Consider the following 16,195-nt stretch of genomic DNA (forward strand, 5'->3'; position numbering starts at 1 on the left):
CTTATGGAAAATTCCGCTGGGGGTGCGGAACTTGCGGGGGTCTGGAAATGATCGGGCGCGGAGAGACCGTGTCGTCTGCTTCCGCGCCCTCGATAGGAAATCTAGTTCTGCGCTGTCTTCACCGGCGTCTTTGCGGCGGCGTGCTTCTTTTCCATCTTCAGCGCGCCGTGCTGCTCCATCGGCGGGCAGGCTTGCGTGTTGGCGGCGACGTGGCGGCGATGATGATGGCGGGCCGCCATATGCTTCTTCTTCGCGGCCTGCTCGGCGAGGAATTTGTCGACCTTGTCGTTGGCTTGCTGCGCCAGGGCCGTGGCGTCCTGGGCGGACTTGCCGGCGCTGTCGGCGCTGGCCTGCGCCCGGTCGGCGGCGCCCTTGGCGGCCTTGGCATCGCTGTCGGCGAGATCGGCGGTGGCCTGGGCATGTTCGACGGATTCGCGCGTCGCGCATCCGGAAAGCAGTGTGCCGGCGCCGATCAGCGCGGCCAATGAAGCGGCTTTGATAATATGCATGGCGGTATCTCCCTAACTCGCTAGGGCCAACATGACACCGTCAATCGCTGCGGGCGTGTGATAAGGCGGAGGCAGGAAAGGGACGGATTCGGCTCCACGAGCCCCGCCGCCGCTGCGGAAGCGTCAGACGCTGACCGGCTTCAGATCGCGCGGCGCATAGGCGCTGAAGACGACGATGTGATCGACATGGTCGTCGTCGGGTCCGAGCGGCAGCGCCACGCTTTCGAAATAGGCGAACCGCGAGTGCGTGAAATCCTTGCCCGCCCAGCCGCGTATCGCGAACGGCGTGCCGCTTTTCTGGATGTACTGATAGCCGGTGAAAAACGGCTTGCTGTATGGCGATACATTGGCGGGATCGCTCAGCCGCCGTCCGCCATAGGGCAGATCATACGCCATGCGCTGCGCCTCGCCGACAAAGCGGTATTCGAAGTCGGCGCCGCCGTCGATGACCTTGAGCAGGATCATGTAGGGCTGGAACGGCACCAGCGCGCGCTGGTCGAGATTCTCGCGGGCCGGAAACCGTCGTGCTCCGCACAGTGTTCGCCAGTACGCCACCGCCCGCCGCACCAGCGGGTTTTCCAGAGCGTCGAGAGCGACGGGGGCGAAAGACGTGATCTCCGGATCATCGCCGGAATCGGACGACGCAACAGCCATGCAGCAATCCATCCGCGATCCCGCTGCGGAAAGCAAGGACAATGCGTGCGCCGGTCGCAGCGTTATCTCTGTCGAACGACGTTAGAAGACGGGACGTGCGGCCGTTGCCGCAACATTGGGCAGGATGGAATTACCCCAGGTCATCCTGCGGCGCCGCTCATGCCAATCCCGGCACCAGTGTCCCCGGCTTGGGCGTGTGGCGGGGCTTTTTGAGATGCGCTTTCGGCGGCGTACCGACGACATCGGCCTGGGCATAGGTTTGCTCGCGCAGGAACTGCATCAGGGCGGCGCGATCCCGGATCGTCGCCAGGGTTTCGTACGGAATGACATCGCCGACGCCGGCGCGTACTTCGCTGCCGATCTTGTTGTGCACCTCGTAGAACAACAGCGACAGGCGCAGAGTCAGCGACAGATGGCTGACGAGCTGAAACAGCAACGAATTCTGGCCGGCGAAATAGAGCGGCGCCACCGGGGCATGTGTCTTGGCGACGATGCCGGCGGTGAAGGTCTTCCAATCGCTGTCGACCGCCCGCCGCGCATACCATTTCGGCGTCGTCGACACCGCGCCCGACGGGAAGATCAACAGGCAGCCGCCCGCCGCGACATGCTCCTTGGCGCGCTGGCGCGAGCTGAGGTTGGTCTTCATCGCCTCGCCGGTTTCGTTGAAGTCGATCGGCAGGAGGTAGGGTTGCAGTTCCTCGGCCCGCGCAATCACCGCGTTGGTGAGCACCTTGAAGTCCGGCCGGGCCCTGCCGACGATGGCGCACGAGACGAGACCGTCGAGAACGCCGAACGGGTGGTTGCACACCACCACCAGCGGGCCGGTCTTGGGCCATGCCGCCAGCTTGTCGGCGTCGTAGCGGATTTTCAGTTCCAGGAGGCGGATGGCGGCGTCCCAGAAGGTCTCGCCCGGCACCGGATGCGTGCCGTAGCACTCGTAGAGCCAGCGCAGATAGGGCTGGCCGGTGATCCGCTCGATGGCGTGAATGACGAAGCGCTTGAACGGCGGGTCATGGGGATCGGCATAGGAGAACTCGTCGGCTCCGACCGCATGTCCCATCACATCACCCCTTCCGCAAACCGCTCCAGGCCAGTGCCAGCCAGCCGGCGATGAACGCCACGCCACCCAACGGTGTCACGAAGCCAAACCCGCGCGTCCCTGTCAACGTCAACAGGTAAAGAGAACCGGAAAACAGGAGAATTCCGACCGCAAACAGGATGGCCGCCGTCCTGGCCGGTCGCGGCGCGAAGTGTTCGGCCGCCAGCGCCGCCGCGCACAGGGCCAGGGCATGGATCAGGTGATAGCGCGCGCCGGTCTCGAACGCCGCCAGCATGTCGGGCGACAGCCGTGCTTTGAGCCCGTGCGCGGCGAAGGCTCCCGCCGCAATGGCCAGCGCTCCATTCAAAGCGCCGAAGGCAAACCAGCGTCTCATCGGCAGCCGCACCCGGCATGATGGTGATGCCCGGCCTCGACGGCGACCACGGCAAGGCGCGACAGCTCGGCGGTGGCTTCGAAATCGGAGCGCACGCGGGGCAGTGTGGTGCCGTCCGCCATCAGATCGAGCGCGGTCAGGGCGAGCGCCTTGGCGCCGTCGATCACCGCGGCATCGCCGGTATCCGAGCGCGCCCAGCGGGTGAATTCCGGATTATGGATGATGACGTCCGAGGGCGCGACCGCCAGCATGGGATGGATCGATGGCACCCGGTGGCTGACATTGCCCATGTCGGTCGAACCGGCAAAGCCGGGCGGGATCTCTTCGAGCGGGAAGAAATTGCGCCCGAGATGCTCGGCGTGCTGCTTGAAGCTCTCCGCCAGCGGCCAGTTGGTCTTGAGGTCGAGATAGTCGGCGCCGGTCCAGTTGAGTTCGAGGCGGCACCCCGTCGCCATGGCACCCGCTTCGAAGCACGCCACCACGCGCTTCTTGAGCTTGAGCAGATCGTGAATGTCGGCGGCGCGGATGAAAAAGCGGCAGGCGGCCCGCTCGGGCACGATGTTGGGAGCCATGCCGCCGTCGGTGATGATGCCGTGGATGCGTTCGGTGTTACGGATGTGCTGGCGTAGCTGGGCGATCGCCGTATAGGCCGTCACCACCGCATCGAGCGCATTGAGACCGCGGAACGGCATCGCCGAGGCATGCGCCGCCCGGCCGTGATAGATCGCCTCGACATCGGCGACCGCGATCGTCGGCATGGTGATGAGGTTCAAATTGGACGGGTGGATCATCATCGCCGCATCGACGCCGTCGAAGGCGCCGAACCGCGCCATCAATTCCTTGCCGCCATGAGCTTCTTCGGCGGGGGTTCCGACATAGCGCACCGTGCCGGGCAGGTTCGCGCCGAGTTTGGCCAGACCGATGGCAGCGCCGTAGCCGATCGCGGCAATGATGTTGTGGCCGCAGGCGTGGCCGATGCCGGGCAGGGCATCGTACTCGGACAACAGCGCGACGGTCGGGCCGCTGCCGAACTCCGAGACGAATCCGGTCTTCATGCCAAAGGCTTCGCGGGTCACCGGCAGGCCATGGCCCTCGACGGCGTCCGCTAGCCGTGCCGAGGCCTTGAATTCGGCCAGCGACAATTCGGGTTCGGCATGGATGGCATGACTCAGCTGAATCAGTTCGCCGCCGAGCGCATCGATGGCCGCGACAACGTCTTTCCGCATGGATTCGAGGGACATTCACGGTCTCAAGAATGAAACGCACGCCATCATAGACGCGGGGCCGGCGCTTTGCGATGGTCGGCCCATGGATTCGGATCGTATCGTCGTCTCCAAGGACGGCACGCACATCGCCTATGACGTTACCGGAGAGGGCAAGCCTGTTCTGCTAATCCACGGCTTTGCGTCCAGCCGGGAGCAGAACTGGAAATCCACCGGCTGGATCGACCGCCTGGTCCGCCAGGGCTACCGCGTCGTCAGCTTCGATCTGCGCGGGCATGGCCACAGCGATAAGCCGCATGAAACGCAAGCATATGGCGACCAGATGATCGACGACATCCTCGCAGTCCTCAATGCGAGCGGTATCAACGATGCTTTCGTTATGGGCTATTCGATGGGAGCGATGCTCGCCATTCGTTTCCTGATGCTGCATCCCGAAAGGATCCGGCGCGTGGTGACGGCAGGTGTCGGCGATAACTATTTCGCCGAGCAGCGGTCCTGGCGCGAGTCCGTTGCGGCCGCCATGTTGGTCGACGATCCGTCGGCGATTGTCGACGACGAAGCGCGCCGCTTCAGGATTTTCGGCGGCCAGAGAGGCAAGGATCGCCTCGCGCTTTCCGCCTGCATGAAGGCGCCGCGGTACACCTATCCGCCGGAAGCCTTGAAGGCGTCGCAACGTCCGGTGCTGGTGGTTGCGGGTGAGAACGATCCGCTGGTGAGATCGCCTCTCGCTTTGGCGGCGGCTTTTGCCGACGGGCGCGCAGTGGTGCTGCCGAACAAGGACCATATGACGGCGGTCGGTGATCCCGGCTACAAGCGGGCCGTATTGGATTTCTTCGCCGCAACGGCTTGAACGCACTATTTAAATAGACGGAATTCCGGCGCCATTCCTCAAGCGACATGCGGCCGCGCATGGACGCTCCGGTCGAGATTTTGTTGGTCACACGGCATACGCGTGCGCGTTAAGGTCCGAGCATGAAATAACGCGGGCGGCGTTGTTGTTTACGGCTTGTCGGCTGCGGATTTTATCCGCAGAATTTGCCGATCGCATGCGGGGGACCATGCATGACAAAGCCGCTACCGCAGTCGTCGAGACGAACTCTCGATGAGACCAGGATTCTCAGTGGTCCGTTCTGGGGCGAGCTGCGTGTCTTCCTCGCCGTTGCCAAAGCCAAGTCGTTCAACCGCGCCGCCGAAGCGCTGAACATGAGCCAGCCGACGGTGAGCCGTCAGGTGCGGCGCTTGCAGGACGTGATGGGTGCCCAGCTTGTCGTGCCGACCCAGGCCGGCATCACGTTGACCCGGCAAGGCGAAGAGTTGGCGCGGTCGCTGCGCGACCTCGATCAAAAATTGTTCGAGATTTCCACCGATCTCAATGCCGAGACGCGCACCGCCGAGGGCACGGTCCGTCTGGTGATCTCCGAGGTGCTGGCAGGCCTCTCCGTGATCCCGGCGATGGTCGCCTTCAGCGAGATGTATCCCAAGATCCATCTAGAGATGTGTGCGCCGACCGATCACACCAGTCTGCGCGCCAACCACGGCGACGTGATGATCAGCGTGATGCCGCACCAAGGTCCCGACGTGGTATCGCGGCCGCTGGGTTTTCTGCACATGCTGCCGGTCGCCACGCAGGATTACATCGCCCGCTACGGTGTGCCGACCAACAGCAATTTGTCGGCGCATTGTTTCGTGCAATGCACGACCTACATGGCCATGCCGCAACCGTGGCAATCCTGGAATGCGCTGGTCCGGGAGGGCGTCGTCACGCACACCACCGACAATCTTTTGAACTACGCTTTGATGGTCAAGAACGGGCTCGGGATCGGGCTTGTGGCGACCACCGCCTTGGCCGATCCGGTCGCGTTGCCGCTGGAACTCGGCGTTCATATCCGGGTGCCGTTATACGCGGTTGCGGCCGCGGAACGGGTCGGAACCAAGGCGGTTCAGATCGTCTTCGATTGGATGAGCGAACTCTTCGGCGAAACCATCCCGTGGTTCAGTCCCGACCTCAAGCTCGACGAGCTTCCGCGCGAGACGATGACGCCGTTGCTGATCAGGCTTCTGGGGATGCCAAAGCGAAATCCCTGATTTCGTCGGACATATCGAGAAACTTGTTGGCGATGTCTTCGAGCACTGCCGCCATTTCCATCGGCGGCGTGGCATCGTTGTCGACCAGACGGCGAACGGCTTCCGCCTGGATCGCGGTAATGTCCCTGAGATAGCGGCGATAGTCCTGCAGGCCGGCGAGGCTGCGGCGGCCGCCGTTGTCGATGTCTGTCATGGTGCGATCCCCCGATTGATGGCGCGATGGTGATCTGTCCCGGCAGCGAACGGAACGACAGTTTGCGACGAACTGTTGTTCATATTCGAATATGCGATAGCGGTTGTGCGGGCGCAGTCAATACTGTTCGGAGGCCATCGAGACGAGATCGTGATGGGCGAGATCCGTCACGAGAATGGAATCCTCGGTGTCGAACTTGAGATCGCCGCGATCGATCCACACCTGACGCGGTGCATCGTCGAAGGCGACACGCACTGCGCTAATGCGCCCGTCGGCGCGCGCCAGTTCGATCACATGTCCGACGGGTGTTCCGGCATAGGTTTCCACCTTGGCGCCGATCAACTGGTCGCTGTCGACGAAAGCCAGCTTCTCGTAGCGTTTGGGCCATTCGCCGCGCCGGTAGCGCGCCCGTTCCGCGGCGTAGCGGTCGCGTGCCGCGAGATAGCGCGAGGCCTGCGCGTCGTAGACTTGTTTCTGCGCCTGATATTGCTGCTGCTGTTGCTGGTAGAGCTGTTGCTGCTGCTGATACTGCGCGTTGCGCTGATCGGCGTCGGCGCCTTGCGCGTTCTGCGCCTGATTGAGCTGGTCGGTGCGCTGCTCCTCGCTTTGTGCCGATGCGGCCGCGATCAGGAACGGCAGGCAAAGAAATGCTGCGGCTATGGTCTTCATGGCGTCCTCCGTCGAGCGGTGAACGCGCGGGACCCGAAGGGCGTTCCGTCACGTAGCGGAACGATGCTTGCGGCGGACGGCGTAGCTTTCGGCGCGGCCGGCTTCGCGCGCGGCCTGTTGCAGTGCGGCGCGGAACACATCGCGCTGGCCGTGAATCTTGGCGATGGCAAGACCGGTCGGCACGCCGAGGCCCACCAGCGCGGCTTCCGACAACTGCAGCGAGGATTCGATGGTTTCCGGCACCGCGTCGCTGGCGCCCATCTGATAAAGATGGCTGGCGTGCACGGCGTCCTTGGCGCGCGACACGATCAAAAGATCCGCCCGCATCGCCCGCACTTGTTCGACGATGGCGTCGATGGTCTCGCGCGCATTGATGGTGATGACGACGCCGGTCGCTTCCATCACGCCGCAGACGCGCAGGAACTCGGGATCGGCGGCGTTGCCGAAATAGACGTTTTCGCCTTCGCGCCGCGCCCGCGTCACTGCGGCGGGATCGATGTCGGTGGCGATGTAGGGAACGTCGAGATCCTTGAACAGCGTGCTTACCACCCGCCCGACGCGGCCGTAACCGACGATGATGGCGTGGGCTTCGCCGCCGGGCGGCTTTGCGGTCAGCGCCGGATCGCCGATGCCCTGCTCGCGCAGCTTGCGTGTGATGCGCCGCCCCAGGACCGACAGCAGCGGCGTCAGCGCCATGGTGAGCGCGATGGCGGCGAGAATGAAGCCGGAGAAGCGCGCGTCGACGATATGCAGGCTGGCGGCCAGTCCGAGGCCGACGAATGCGAATTCGCCGCCGGGGCCGAGCAGAAGGCCGGTCTCGATCGCGGCGAACCAGGGCAGATGGAACAGCCGTCCCAGCGCGGTCAGGATCACGGCCTTGACCACGATCAGTCCGATCACACAGGCGATCAGCAGCAGCGGCTCGCGGGCGACCTCGCGGAAGTCGATAGCCATGCCGACGGTGAAGAAGAAGATGCCGAGGAGCAGACCCTTGAACGGCTCGACGGTGGCTTCGATGGCTTTGCCGTATTCGGTTTCGGCCAACATGATGCCGGCGACGAAGGCGCCGAGCGCCATCGACAATCCGGCCTGATGGGCGATCACGCCGGCGGCGAAGATGACGAGCAGCACGGCGGCGATGAAGAGTTCGCTCGACCGCGCCGAACCGACCAGGCGGAACAGCCGGCGCATGGCGAGGCGGCCGATCAGGATAATGAGCGCGATGGCGGCGGCCGCCTGCAACAGCGCGCGCACCAGGCTGACGATCACCGATCCGTCGGATTCGCCGCCGCTGATCGACACGAACATCAGGATCGGCACCACCGCGATGTCCTGCGCCAGCAACACCGCGAAACTGGCGCGGCCGATGTTGGACGACAGCCGGTTCTGTTGCGACAACAGTTCAAGCACGATGGCGGTCGAGGACAGCGACACGCTCGCTCCGAGCACGATGGCGGCATTCGACGGCAGTCCGGCCAGCGAAGCGATGCCTGCGATGACCGCCGAGGTCACCAGCACCTGCAAGCCGCCGAGGCCCAGCACCAGCCGCCGCATCGCTTTGAGGCGCGCGAACGACAGTTCGAGCCCGATCATGAACAGCAGGAACACGATGCCGAGTTCGGCGAAGCCGGACACGTGGCTCTCGTCGACCACCGTGAACCAATAAAGGATCGGAAAATCTTTGATGAACGAACCGAGTGCGAGCGGTCCCAGAATGGCGCCGGCGCCGAGATAGCCGAGAACGGGACTGATGCCGACTTTGCGCACCAGCGGCACGATCACGGCTGCCGTGCCGAGCAGCACCAAGGCGTCGCTATAGCCGGAGATATCGAATGTGGCTGCCATCCTGGACGCAGCATGCGGTCCGCGGCGGAAAGAAGCAACCCGAAGATATCGAATCAGTCGTCGTTGGCGTGGTGATGGCAATCGGGGCCATCACAGTCGCCGTCGCATTCCCCGTCGCAATCGCAGTCGTCGTTGCCGCAATGGCAGCGCTCGCCGCTTTGCGGGGCCTGCTCGTGGCGCAGAATCAGCCAGGATTCGTCGTCATAGGCGTTGATGGCGACATAGCGCACGCTATGGGCGAGGCGGTGGAACAGATCGTCCGGCTCGTCCTCGGCCAGCGCGCGGATTTCGGCCGGCGACAGTTCGCTGACATAGACGAGCTTGAGAAAACTGACCGCGATCGAGCGGTAATCCCAGATGAGATCCGGCGACACCTCGGCCAGATCGTAGAGATAGGATACCCGCCCCTGCGGGGTGAGCAGTTCGTCGGGCGGTGGTCCGGCGTAATCGAGATCGCCGGGGCTGGCCCATGGGTCGTCGAAGATCACGCTTTTCAGGTTGGCGTTGCGCTTCTTGAGGAAGAGCAGATAGCTCGCCAGTTCGGCGGCGGAGCCTTCCGGCGAGGCGACATGGCTGGCTTCGAGTTCGGGCAGTGCCAAGGGATCGACGAAATCCGGAACGAACACCACCGGTTCCCACAAGGCTTCCTTGTGGAGTTCGCCCGCAATGCCGCCGCCCGCCGCGTCGAGCTGGGTGCTTGCGAACGCCAGCGCATCATCTTCAAGCCGTACGGCGACCATGACTCACCATTGCCGATTGTTTGCGCCGCCTGAGCTGCGCCAGGCGGACCTCGAAATGCCGGACTACGTGTTTAAGCTCGGGTTCGACCATGGCTCCGGCCGCTTCGGCCACCGAGCACCAGCGCCGCGCCCGTGCATCCATTTCGTCCCAATCGGGACGTTCTTCCACGACTTCGAGCGCAAACACTTCCACCCGGCAGGGCAGTTCGACGCCGTCGCGCAGCATTTTCATATAGCGGTAACGGCCGACGGCGGTCCTGTCCACTTTGCCGGTGACGCCGGCTTCCTCTTCGGCTTCGCGGGCGGCGACCTCGGTCGGTTTGAGGCCGTCCATCGGCCAGCCCTTGGGCAGGATCCAGCGCCGCGTCCGCCGCGAGGTGACGAGCAGGATCTGGAGTTCGCCGTTCCGGAGCCGCCAAGGAAGTGCCGCGTACTGCACGCCGGTGAGCTTGCGGTTGCCCCGGCCCCGCGGCATCAGAACAGCCCGAACAGCTTGTAGGCCAGCGCGCCGACACAGGCCGCGGCGGGAATGGTGATGATCCAGGCGGTCACGATGTCCTTGGCCACGTTCCACCGCACGGCGGACGCCCGCTTGGCGGCGCCGACGCCGACGATGGCGCCGGTGATGGTGTGGGTGGTGGAGACCGGAATGCCGAGGCTGGTCGCCAGGAACAGCATCATCGAGCCGGCGGTTTCGGCGCAAACGCCCTGGTAGGGCGACAGGTGCGTGATTCGCGATCCCATGGTCTTCACGATACGCCAGCCGCCGCTCAGGGTTCCAGCGGCCATTGCGGTCTGGCAGGCCAGGATCACCCAGAGCGGAATGTGGAAGCTGCCCTGGACTTGTCCGTGGGCATAGAGAAGCGCCGCGATAATGCCCATCGTCTTCTGGGCGTCGTTGCCGCCGTGGCCGAGCGAATAGAGCGACGCGGACACGAACTGCAGCTTGCGAAACAGCGAATCCACGCGGGTCGGCAGCGCCTTACGGAAGATCCAGGCGGCGATCAGCATCAGAAGGACGGCGAGGACCATGCCGATGGTCGGCGACAGGAAGATGGCGAGGATGGTCCGCCCCAGCCCGTGCCAGATGATGACGCCGGTGCCGGCATGGATGACGGCCGAGCCGACCAGCCCGCCGATCATGGCGTGGGTCGAGGAGGAGGGAATGCCCGCCCACCAGGTGAAAAGCTGCCAGCTGATGGCGCCGACCAGGGCTCCGAAAATCACCTGATCGGTGATGATATGGGTATCGACGATGCCCGATCCCATGGTCTTGGCGACCGCCTGGCCGAACACCATGAAGGCGATGAAGTTGAAGAATGCCGCCCAAAACACCGCATAGCGCGGCGACAGCACGCGGGTGGAAACGATGGTGGCGATCGAATTGGCGGCGTCGTTCATGCCGTTCATGAAGTCGAACAGCAGCGCGACCGCGACGAGGGCGATAAGAATGGCTAAATCGGGCACCGGCTGGCTCCGTTAGGACTGTTCGATGGCGATGCCCGAAATGCCGTTGGCGACGTCCTCGAAGCGGTCCATCACCCGCTCGAGGTGGTTATAGATGTCGTTGCCGATGATGTAGTCCATGGCGTTGCCGTTCCGGTACTTGGCGAACAGTGCCTTGACGCCCTGGTTGTTGAGATCGTCGGCGCTCTCTTCGAGGCGGATGATCGCTTCGGTGACGCTGTTCACCTTCGCGGTGTTCTGGCGCAGCGTCTGGAGCTGGGCGACCGCTTCGACGGTCAGCTTGGAGGCGTCGACGATGACGTCGCCCATCTGGGCCATGTGCGGCTCGAACGTTTCGACTTCAAACAGAAGGATCGACTTCGCCGTCTTCTTCATCTGGTCGATGGAGTCGTCGAGCGAGGTGATGAGGGATTTGATGTCGCTGCGGTCGAACGGGGTGATGAAGGAACGGCGGGTCAGCAGCAGCACGTCCTGCGTGATGACGTCGGCCTGGGTCTCGAACTCGAACACCTTCTTGCAGGCGGCCTTGACGTCGGTGTCGCTGTGCAGAAGGGACCTGAGCGCCTCGGCGCCGTCGACGATGGTGTGAGCGTGTCGGTTGAACAGTTCGAAGAAACGGTTCTCCTGCGGCATCAGGTTCTGAAACCAGCTGAACATGCTCATCCGTCCCGTAATGTCATCCGTACACCTGCCAGATTGGCCCGGCAGGGCAAAAGCGCGTTTGGTCGCGGAACCGTCATAGTCCCCCGTGCCGGGACCGCAATAGTGCGATTCGGCTCACCAAACCTGCAGAAAACCTGGACTTTGCCGCCGGGACGGCGTTTTCCACCGTTCCGTCAGGCAATTACGGCGTTGGCGGCGGCCACCCGGCCGTACCAGCGCCCGGAATCCTTGACGATTCGCCGTCCGCTACGGAAGTCGACCCAGGTCAGGCCGAACCGCTGGCTGTAGCCCTCGCCCCACTCGAAATTATCCAGAAGGCTCCAGGCGTGATAGCCGCGCACCGGCGCCCCGTCCTGAATGGCGCGCGCAAGGGCCGTCAGATGCCCGCGGAAGTAGTCGGTGCGGCGGTCGTCCTTAACGGTTCCGTCCACGCCCGGCGGGTCGGCATAGGAGCAGCCGTTTTCGGTGATTTCGATCGGCAGATGCCAGTCGCGCGCGGTGCGGGTGACGATGTCGTACAGCCCCTGCGGCCACACTTCCCAGCCGAGATGGGTGAGCGGACCTTCGCGCGGGATATCGGCGCGATAGCCCATCGTCTTCTCGGTCGCGTCGGCGCGCACTTTCATGCGGAAATAGTAGTTGATGCCGATCCAATCGAGTGCGGCGCGGACGCGGGCTTCGTCGCCCGGTTGGAAACCCATCGCGTCGAGCGGGGCGAATTCCTTCGGGTAGGAGCCGGTCAGGGCCGGAGCGATAAAGAAGATGTTGTTGGCCGCGTGCATTTTCTCCGCCGCGGCGCGGTCTTCCGGCGAATTCGTGGCCGGCTCGGCCGGCGACATGTTGTAAGCGCCGCCGATTTCCGCTTTCGGCGCGATCGCCCGCATGGCGCGATAGGCGTCGCCTTGGGCGAGGTTGGCGACGTGCGCCGCTTTCAGGTACTGGCCCATGTCGGCGATGCCCGGCGCGTGGACGCCGATGCCGTAACCGCAGAAGCAGAAAACGTAAGGCTCGTTGAAGATGGCGAAGGTTTTGACGCGATCGCCGAGCGCTTTGGTGACGATGGCGGCGTAATCGGAGAACCAGCCGGCCATGTCGCGATTGGGCCAGCCGCCTTTGTCCTGCAAAACCTGCGGCAGGTCCCAATGGTACAAGGTGCAGGATGGGCGGATACCGGCGGCCAGGAGCGTATCGACGAAGCGCTTGTAGAAATCGAGACCTTTCTGATTCACGGTACCGGTGCCATCGGGCAGGATGCGCGGCCAGGCGATCGAGAAGCGGCAGCTCTTCATATGGAGCTGCTTCATGATGGCGATGTCTTCCGTGTAGCGATGGTAAGAATCACAAGCAATGTCACCGGTGTCGCCGCCTCGGATCTTGCCTTGGGTATGGGTGAAGCGGTCCCAGACCGACTCGCTTTTGCCGTCTTCCTTCCAGGCACCTTCGATCTGATAGGATGCGGTGGCGGCCCCCCACAGGAAACCCTTCGGAAACGACGGTCCGATGGCGGCGGTTTTGGCGGCCAATCCTGCGGAATGCTTCGACTTTCCCGCTTCGGCGTCTGTTGCTGCCATCAGCCCGGCCCCCATAATTCCCACAGAAGTTGTGAGAAAGTCCCGTCGATTTGTCATCCAACCCTCCCTACCCTGAATCGCTCGCAAAACAAGTGTATGTTTCAGACTAGCCGGAAAGCGTGCCGCGTAACCACCAAGTGCCCAACACATCGTGGTGAACGGAATGGACGAGGATCTGCAACGGTTTGTCGATGCGCAAGCGCGCGTGATTGATCACGTGCGGGCCGAACTCAAGGCGGGCACCAAGAAGAGCCATTGGATGTGGTTCATCTTCCCGCAGGTGAAGGGGCTCGGTCACAGCGAGACCGCGCGGCGCTATGCCATCCACTCGCTTGACGAGGCGCACGCCTATCTGGCGCATCCCGTGCTGGGACCGCGGCTGCGGGAATGCACCCGGCTTGTCCTGGCGGCCAACAAGAAAGCCGTCGGCGAAATCTTCGGCAGTCCCGACGATCTCAAATTCCGCTCCTCGATGACGTTGTTCGCACGCGCCACATCGGAGCCGCTGTTCCGTCAGGCGCTGGACAAATACTTCGCCGGCGAAGAAGACCCCGAGACGGTGAAGCGGCTTTAGCCCCGATTGTCATCCTCTTCCCGCACAGCGCTTGCTACGCTCGCTCTACTCGCCGGGGATGACACGGGATATATCTTTTCACGATGAGTTCCGCGCTAACCCCCTCCCTGCTGCCCGACCGTTTTGCCCGCTGGTTTGCCGCCCGCGGCTGGAGCCCGCGTCCGCATCAGTTGCAGCTCGTCGAACACGCCGCGCGCGGGGCCTCCGTGCTCCTGGTGGCGCCGACCGGCGGCGGCAAGACGCTGGCCGGTTTCCTGCCGAGCCTGATCGAACTCTCGACTTTGCCGCTGCGCCGCAGCCGCGTGCTGCACACGCTCTACATTTCGCCGTTGAAGGCACTGGCCGTCGACGTGGCGCGCAATCTCGAAATGCCGGTCGCCGAGATGGCTCTCGACGTGAAGATCGAAACCCGCACGGGCGACACACCTGCCGGCCGCCGCCAGCGCCAGCGTTATTCGCCGCCCGACACTCTCCTCACCACGCCCGAGCAGCTTGCGCTTTTGCTGTCGCACAGCGATGCGCCGCGGATGTTCGGCCATTTGCGCGCCGTGGTGCTCGACGAACTGCACGCCATCCATAATTCCAAGCGCGGCGATCTCCTGGCCCTGGCGCTGGCGCGCCTCGCCAAACTCGCGCCCGGCCACCGCAGCGTCGGATTGTCGGCGACGGTCGCCGATCCCAAACCGCTGCAGCGCTATCTGGTCCCGCAGAGCGGCGAGGAGGCCTTGTCCGAACTCGTGCGCGCCAAGGGCGGCGCCGCGCCGCAAATTTCCATTCTGGCCTCGGAAGAATACGTGCCGTGGGCCGGGCATCTGGCGCGTCATGCCATGGCCGACGTGATGGCCGCGATCAAGAAGGCCAAGACCACGCTGGTGTTCGTCAACACCCGCCGTCAGGCCGAACTGACCTTCCAGGACTTGTGGCGCATCAACGACGACAATCTCGCCATCGCCCTGCATCACGGCTCGCTCGCCCCCGAGCAGCGGCGCAAGGTGGAAGCGGCCATGGCGGCCGGACGGCTGAAGGCCGTCGTTTGCACCTCCACCCTCGATCTCGGCATCGACTGGGGCGCGGTCGACAATGTCGTCTGCATCGGCGCACCGAAAGGGGCCGCGCGTCTGGTCCAGCGCATCGGCCGCGCCAACCATCGTCTCGACGAACCGTCCGAGGCCATGCTGGTGCCCGCCAACCGCTTCGAAGTGCTGGAATGCGAAGCCGCGCGCGAAGCGGTGATCGCCGGCGAACTCGATGGCGACCGCCTCAAGACCGGCAGTCTCGATGTCCTGGCCCAGCATGTGCTCGGCATGGCCTGTGCCGCCAACTTCTTCGAAGACGATCTTTACGCCGAAGTGATTTCCGCCGCGCCCTATCGCGATCTCGGTCGCGAGGATTTTTCCCGCGTCGTCGATTTCGTCGCCACCGGCGGCTATGCGCTCAAACGCTACGACCGCTATGCCAAGCTGCGCAAAACGCCGGAGGGCCAATGGCGTCTCGCCCATCCGCGTCTCGCCCAGAATTACCGCCTCAATGCCGGCACCATCGTCGAAGACCCGATGATCGACATCCGTCTGCAATCGAAGGGCCGTCCCATCGGCGCCGGCGGGCGCGTGCTGGGGCAGATGGAAGAATACTTCATCGAGCAGCTGGCGCCCGGCGACACCTTCGTCTTTGCCGGCGAGGTCTTGGCGTTTCAGGGCATTCACGAAGACGCCGCCTTCGTGGTGCGCACCAACGATACCGAAGCCGAAGTGCCGTCCTACAACGGCGGCAAGTTTCCGCTCTCCACCTTCCTTGCCCAGCGCGTGCGCGAAATCGTGTCCCAGCCCGACCGCTGGGGACTGCTGCCCGATCCGGTCCAGGAATGGCTGCGAATCCAGGAATGGCGCAGCATCGTTCCGCAGCCCGGCCAATTGCTGGTCGAGATGTTCCCGCGCGGCAAACGGTTCTATCTCGTCTGTTATCCGTTCGAGGGCCGTCTGGCGCATCAGACCCTCGGTATGCTGGTGACGCGGCGGCTCGAACGCCTGCGCCTGCAGCCGACCGGTTTTTCCGCCAACGAATATGCGCTCGCCGTCTGGGGCCGCCGCGATCTTTCGGGCGTCAACCTTCCGGCGCTGTTCGACGAGGACATGCTGGGCGACGATCTCGATGCCTGGCTCGCCGAATCCAATCTCTACAAGCGCACGTTCAAGAATTGCGCCGTGATCGCCGGTCTGATCGAGCGCCGCTCGCCCTTGAAGGAAAAGACCGGCCGCCAGGTGACGTTCTCGACCGATCTCATCTACGACGTGCTGCGCGAGCACGAGCCCGATCACATCCTGCTGCGCGCCACCTATCAGGACGCCGCCACCGGATTGCTCGACGTCGCCCGCCTCGGCGACATGCTGAAGCGCGTCAGAGGCCGCATCGTCAGCCGCAAGCTCGATCGCGTTTCGCCGCTCGCCGTGCCGGCGCTGCTCGAAATTTCCAAGGAGATGGTCGCGGGCGAAGCCGCCGAAGAAGCCTTGCGCGAGACCGAGGAATCCCTCATCGCCGATGCGATGCGGATGGAGTAGGGCGGAAGCGATTT

At 64.0% G+C, this 16,195-nt stretch carries 17 protein-coding genes; 4 read left to right on the forward strand and 13 right to left on the reverse strand.

All coding sequences use genetic code 11. From position 1 onward, the window contains the following. Positions 1-101: 101 nt before the first annotated feature. The 5 genes from FHS84_RS09780 to FHS84_RS09800 form a co-directional block, all read right to left on the reverse strand. Positions 102-509, reverse strand: coding sequence for a hypothetical protein (locus FHS84_RS09780; protein WP_166933525.1), 408 nt, complete (start codon positions 507-509; stop codon positions 102-104). Positions 510-632: 123 nt separating this feature from the next. Continuing rightward, entirely contained in the window at positions 633-1,163 is a 531-nt protein-coding gene (locus tag FHS84_RS09785) for a PAS domain-containing protein (protein WP_166933527.1), read from the reverse strand. Between the two features lie 157 nt (positions 1,164-1,320). Next, the gene (locus tag FHS84_RS09790) at positions 1,321-2,223 is read right to left on the reverse strand and encodes a lysophospholipid acyltransferase family protein (protein ID WP_166933529.1); all 903 of its coding nucleotides are present in this window, start codon (positions 2,221-2,223) and stop codon (positions 1,321-1,323) included. 4 nt (positions 2,224-2,227) lie between these two features. Continuing rightward, positions 2,228-2,596, reverse strand: a complete 369-nt coding sequence (locus tag FHS84_RS09795; RefSeq protein WP_166933531.1) for a DUF423 domain-containing protein — start codon at positions 2,594-2,596, stop codon at positions 2,228-2,230. Further along, entirely contained in the window at positions 2,593-3,837 is a 1,245-nt protein-coding gene (locus tag FHS84_RS09800) for a M20 family metallopeptidase (protein WP_166933533.1), read from the reverse strand. Before FHS84_RS09800 ends, FHS84_RS09795 begins: the two co-directional genes overlap by 4 nt. A 67-nt stretch (positions 3,838-3,904) precedes the next feature. Between FHS84_RS09800 and FHS84_RS09805 the strand changes: the two genes are divergently transcribed. Further along, the gene (locus FHS84_RS09805) at positions 3,905-4,669 is read left to right on the forward strand and encodes an alpha/beta fold hydrolase (RefSeq protein WP_166933535.1); all 765 of its coding nucleotides are present in this window, start codon (positions 3,905-3,907) and stop codon (positions 4,667-4,669) included. A 212-nt stretch (positions 4,670-4,881) separates the two neighbouring features. Then, entirely contained in the window at positions 4,882-5,904 is a 1,023-nt protein-coding gene (locus FHS84_RS09810; RefSeq protein WP_166933538.1) for a LysR family transcriptional regulator, read from the forward strand. Here the strand turns inward: FHS84_RS09810 and FHS84_RS09815 are convergent. The 8 genes from FHS84_RS09815 to FHS84_RS09850 form a co-directional block, all read right to left on the reverse strand. After that, on the reverse strand, positions 5,870-6,097 hold the full coding sequence (locus FHS84_RS09815) for a hypothetical protein (protein ID WP_166933540.1): 228 nt from the start codon (positions 6,095-6,097) through the stop codon (positions 5,870-5,872). The two genes, FHS84_RS09810 and FHS84_RS09815, sit on opposite strands and share 35 nt — an antisense overlap. Before the next feature lie 117 nt (positions 6,098-6,214). Beyond that, the gene (locus FHS84_RS09820) at positions 6,215-6,766 is read right to left on the reverse strand and encodes a PRC-barrel domain containing protein (RefSeq protein ID WP_166933543.1); all 552 of its coding nucleotides are present in this window, start codon (positions 6,764-6,766) and stop codon (positions 6,215-6,217) included. A gap of 48 nt (positions 6,767-6,814) precedes the next feature. Further along, positions 6,815-8,611, reverse strand: coding sequence for a cation:proton antiporter domain-containing protein (locus tag FHS84_RS09825; RefSeq protein WP_166933545.1), 1,797 nt, complete (start codon positions 8,609-8,611; stop codon positions 6,815-6,817). A gap of 53 nt (positions 8,612-8,664) precedes the next feature. Continuing rightward, positions 8,665-9,351 (reverse strand): hypothetical protein, encoded by a 687-nt coding sequence (locus FHS84_RS09830; protein ID WP_166933548.1) that lies wholly within the window; start codon positions 9,349-9,351, stop codon positions 8,665-8,667. Then, positions 9,332-9,826 (reverse strand): NUDIX hydrolase, encoded by a 495-nt coding sequence (locus FHS84_RS09835; protein WP_166933550.1) that lies wholly within the window; start codon positions 9,824-9,826, stop codon positions 9,332-9,334. The genes FHS84_RS09830 and FHS84_RS09835 overlap by 20 nt, the downstream gene beginning before the upstream one ends. Then, complete coding sequence (locus tag FHS84_RS09840; RefSeq protein WP_166933896.1) at positions 9,826-10,761, reverse strand: inorganic phosphate transporter; 936 nt, start codon at positions 10,759-10,761, stop codon at positions 9,826-9,828. Before FHS84_RS09840 ends, FHS84_RS09835 begins: the two co-directional genes overlap by 1 nt. Positions 10,762-10,830: 69 nt before the next feature. Continuing rightward, a complete protein-coding gene (locus tag FHS84_RS09845; protein WP_166933552.1) occupies positions 10,831-11,475 on the reverse strand; it encodes a DUF47 domain-containing protein in 645 nt (214 codons plus the stop codon). A gap of 179 nt (positions 11,476-11,654) precedes the next feature. After that, positions 11,655-13,052 carry a GH1 family beta-glucosidase gene (locus tag FHS84_RS09850; RefSeq protein ID WP_166933554.1) on the reverse strand — a complete coding sequence of 466 codons (1,398 nt, stop codon included), beginning with the start codon at positions 13,050-13,052 and terminating at the stop codon, positions 11,655-11,657. Positions 13,053-13,215: 163 nt separating this feature from the next. Here FHS84_RS09850 and FHS84_RS09855 point away from each other — a divergent pair, with 163 nt between their 5' ends. Beyond that, entirely contained in the window at positions 13,216-13,626 is a 411-nt protein-coding gene (locus FHS84_RS09855; protein ID WP_166933556.1) for a DUF1810 domain-containing protein, read from the forward strand. A gap of 83 nt (positions 13,627-13,709) precedes the next feature. Then, on the forward strand, positions 13,710-16,181 hold the full coding sequence (locus FHS84_RS09860) for a ligase-associated DNA damage response DEXH box helicase (RefSeq protein WP_166933559.1): 2,472 nt from the start codon (positions 13,710-13,712) through the stop codon (positions 16,179-16,181). The last annotated feature ends 14 nt before the right edge of the window (positions 16,182-16,195 follow it).

The sequence above is a fragment of the Rhizomicrobium electricum genome (assembly GCF_011762045.1).
Classification (GTDB): domain Bacteria; phylum Pseudomonadota; class Alphaproteobacteria; order Micropepsales; family Micropepsaceae; genus Rhizomicrobium; species Rhizomicrobium electricum.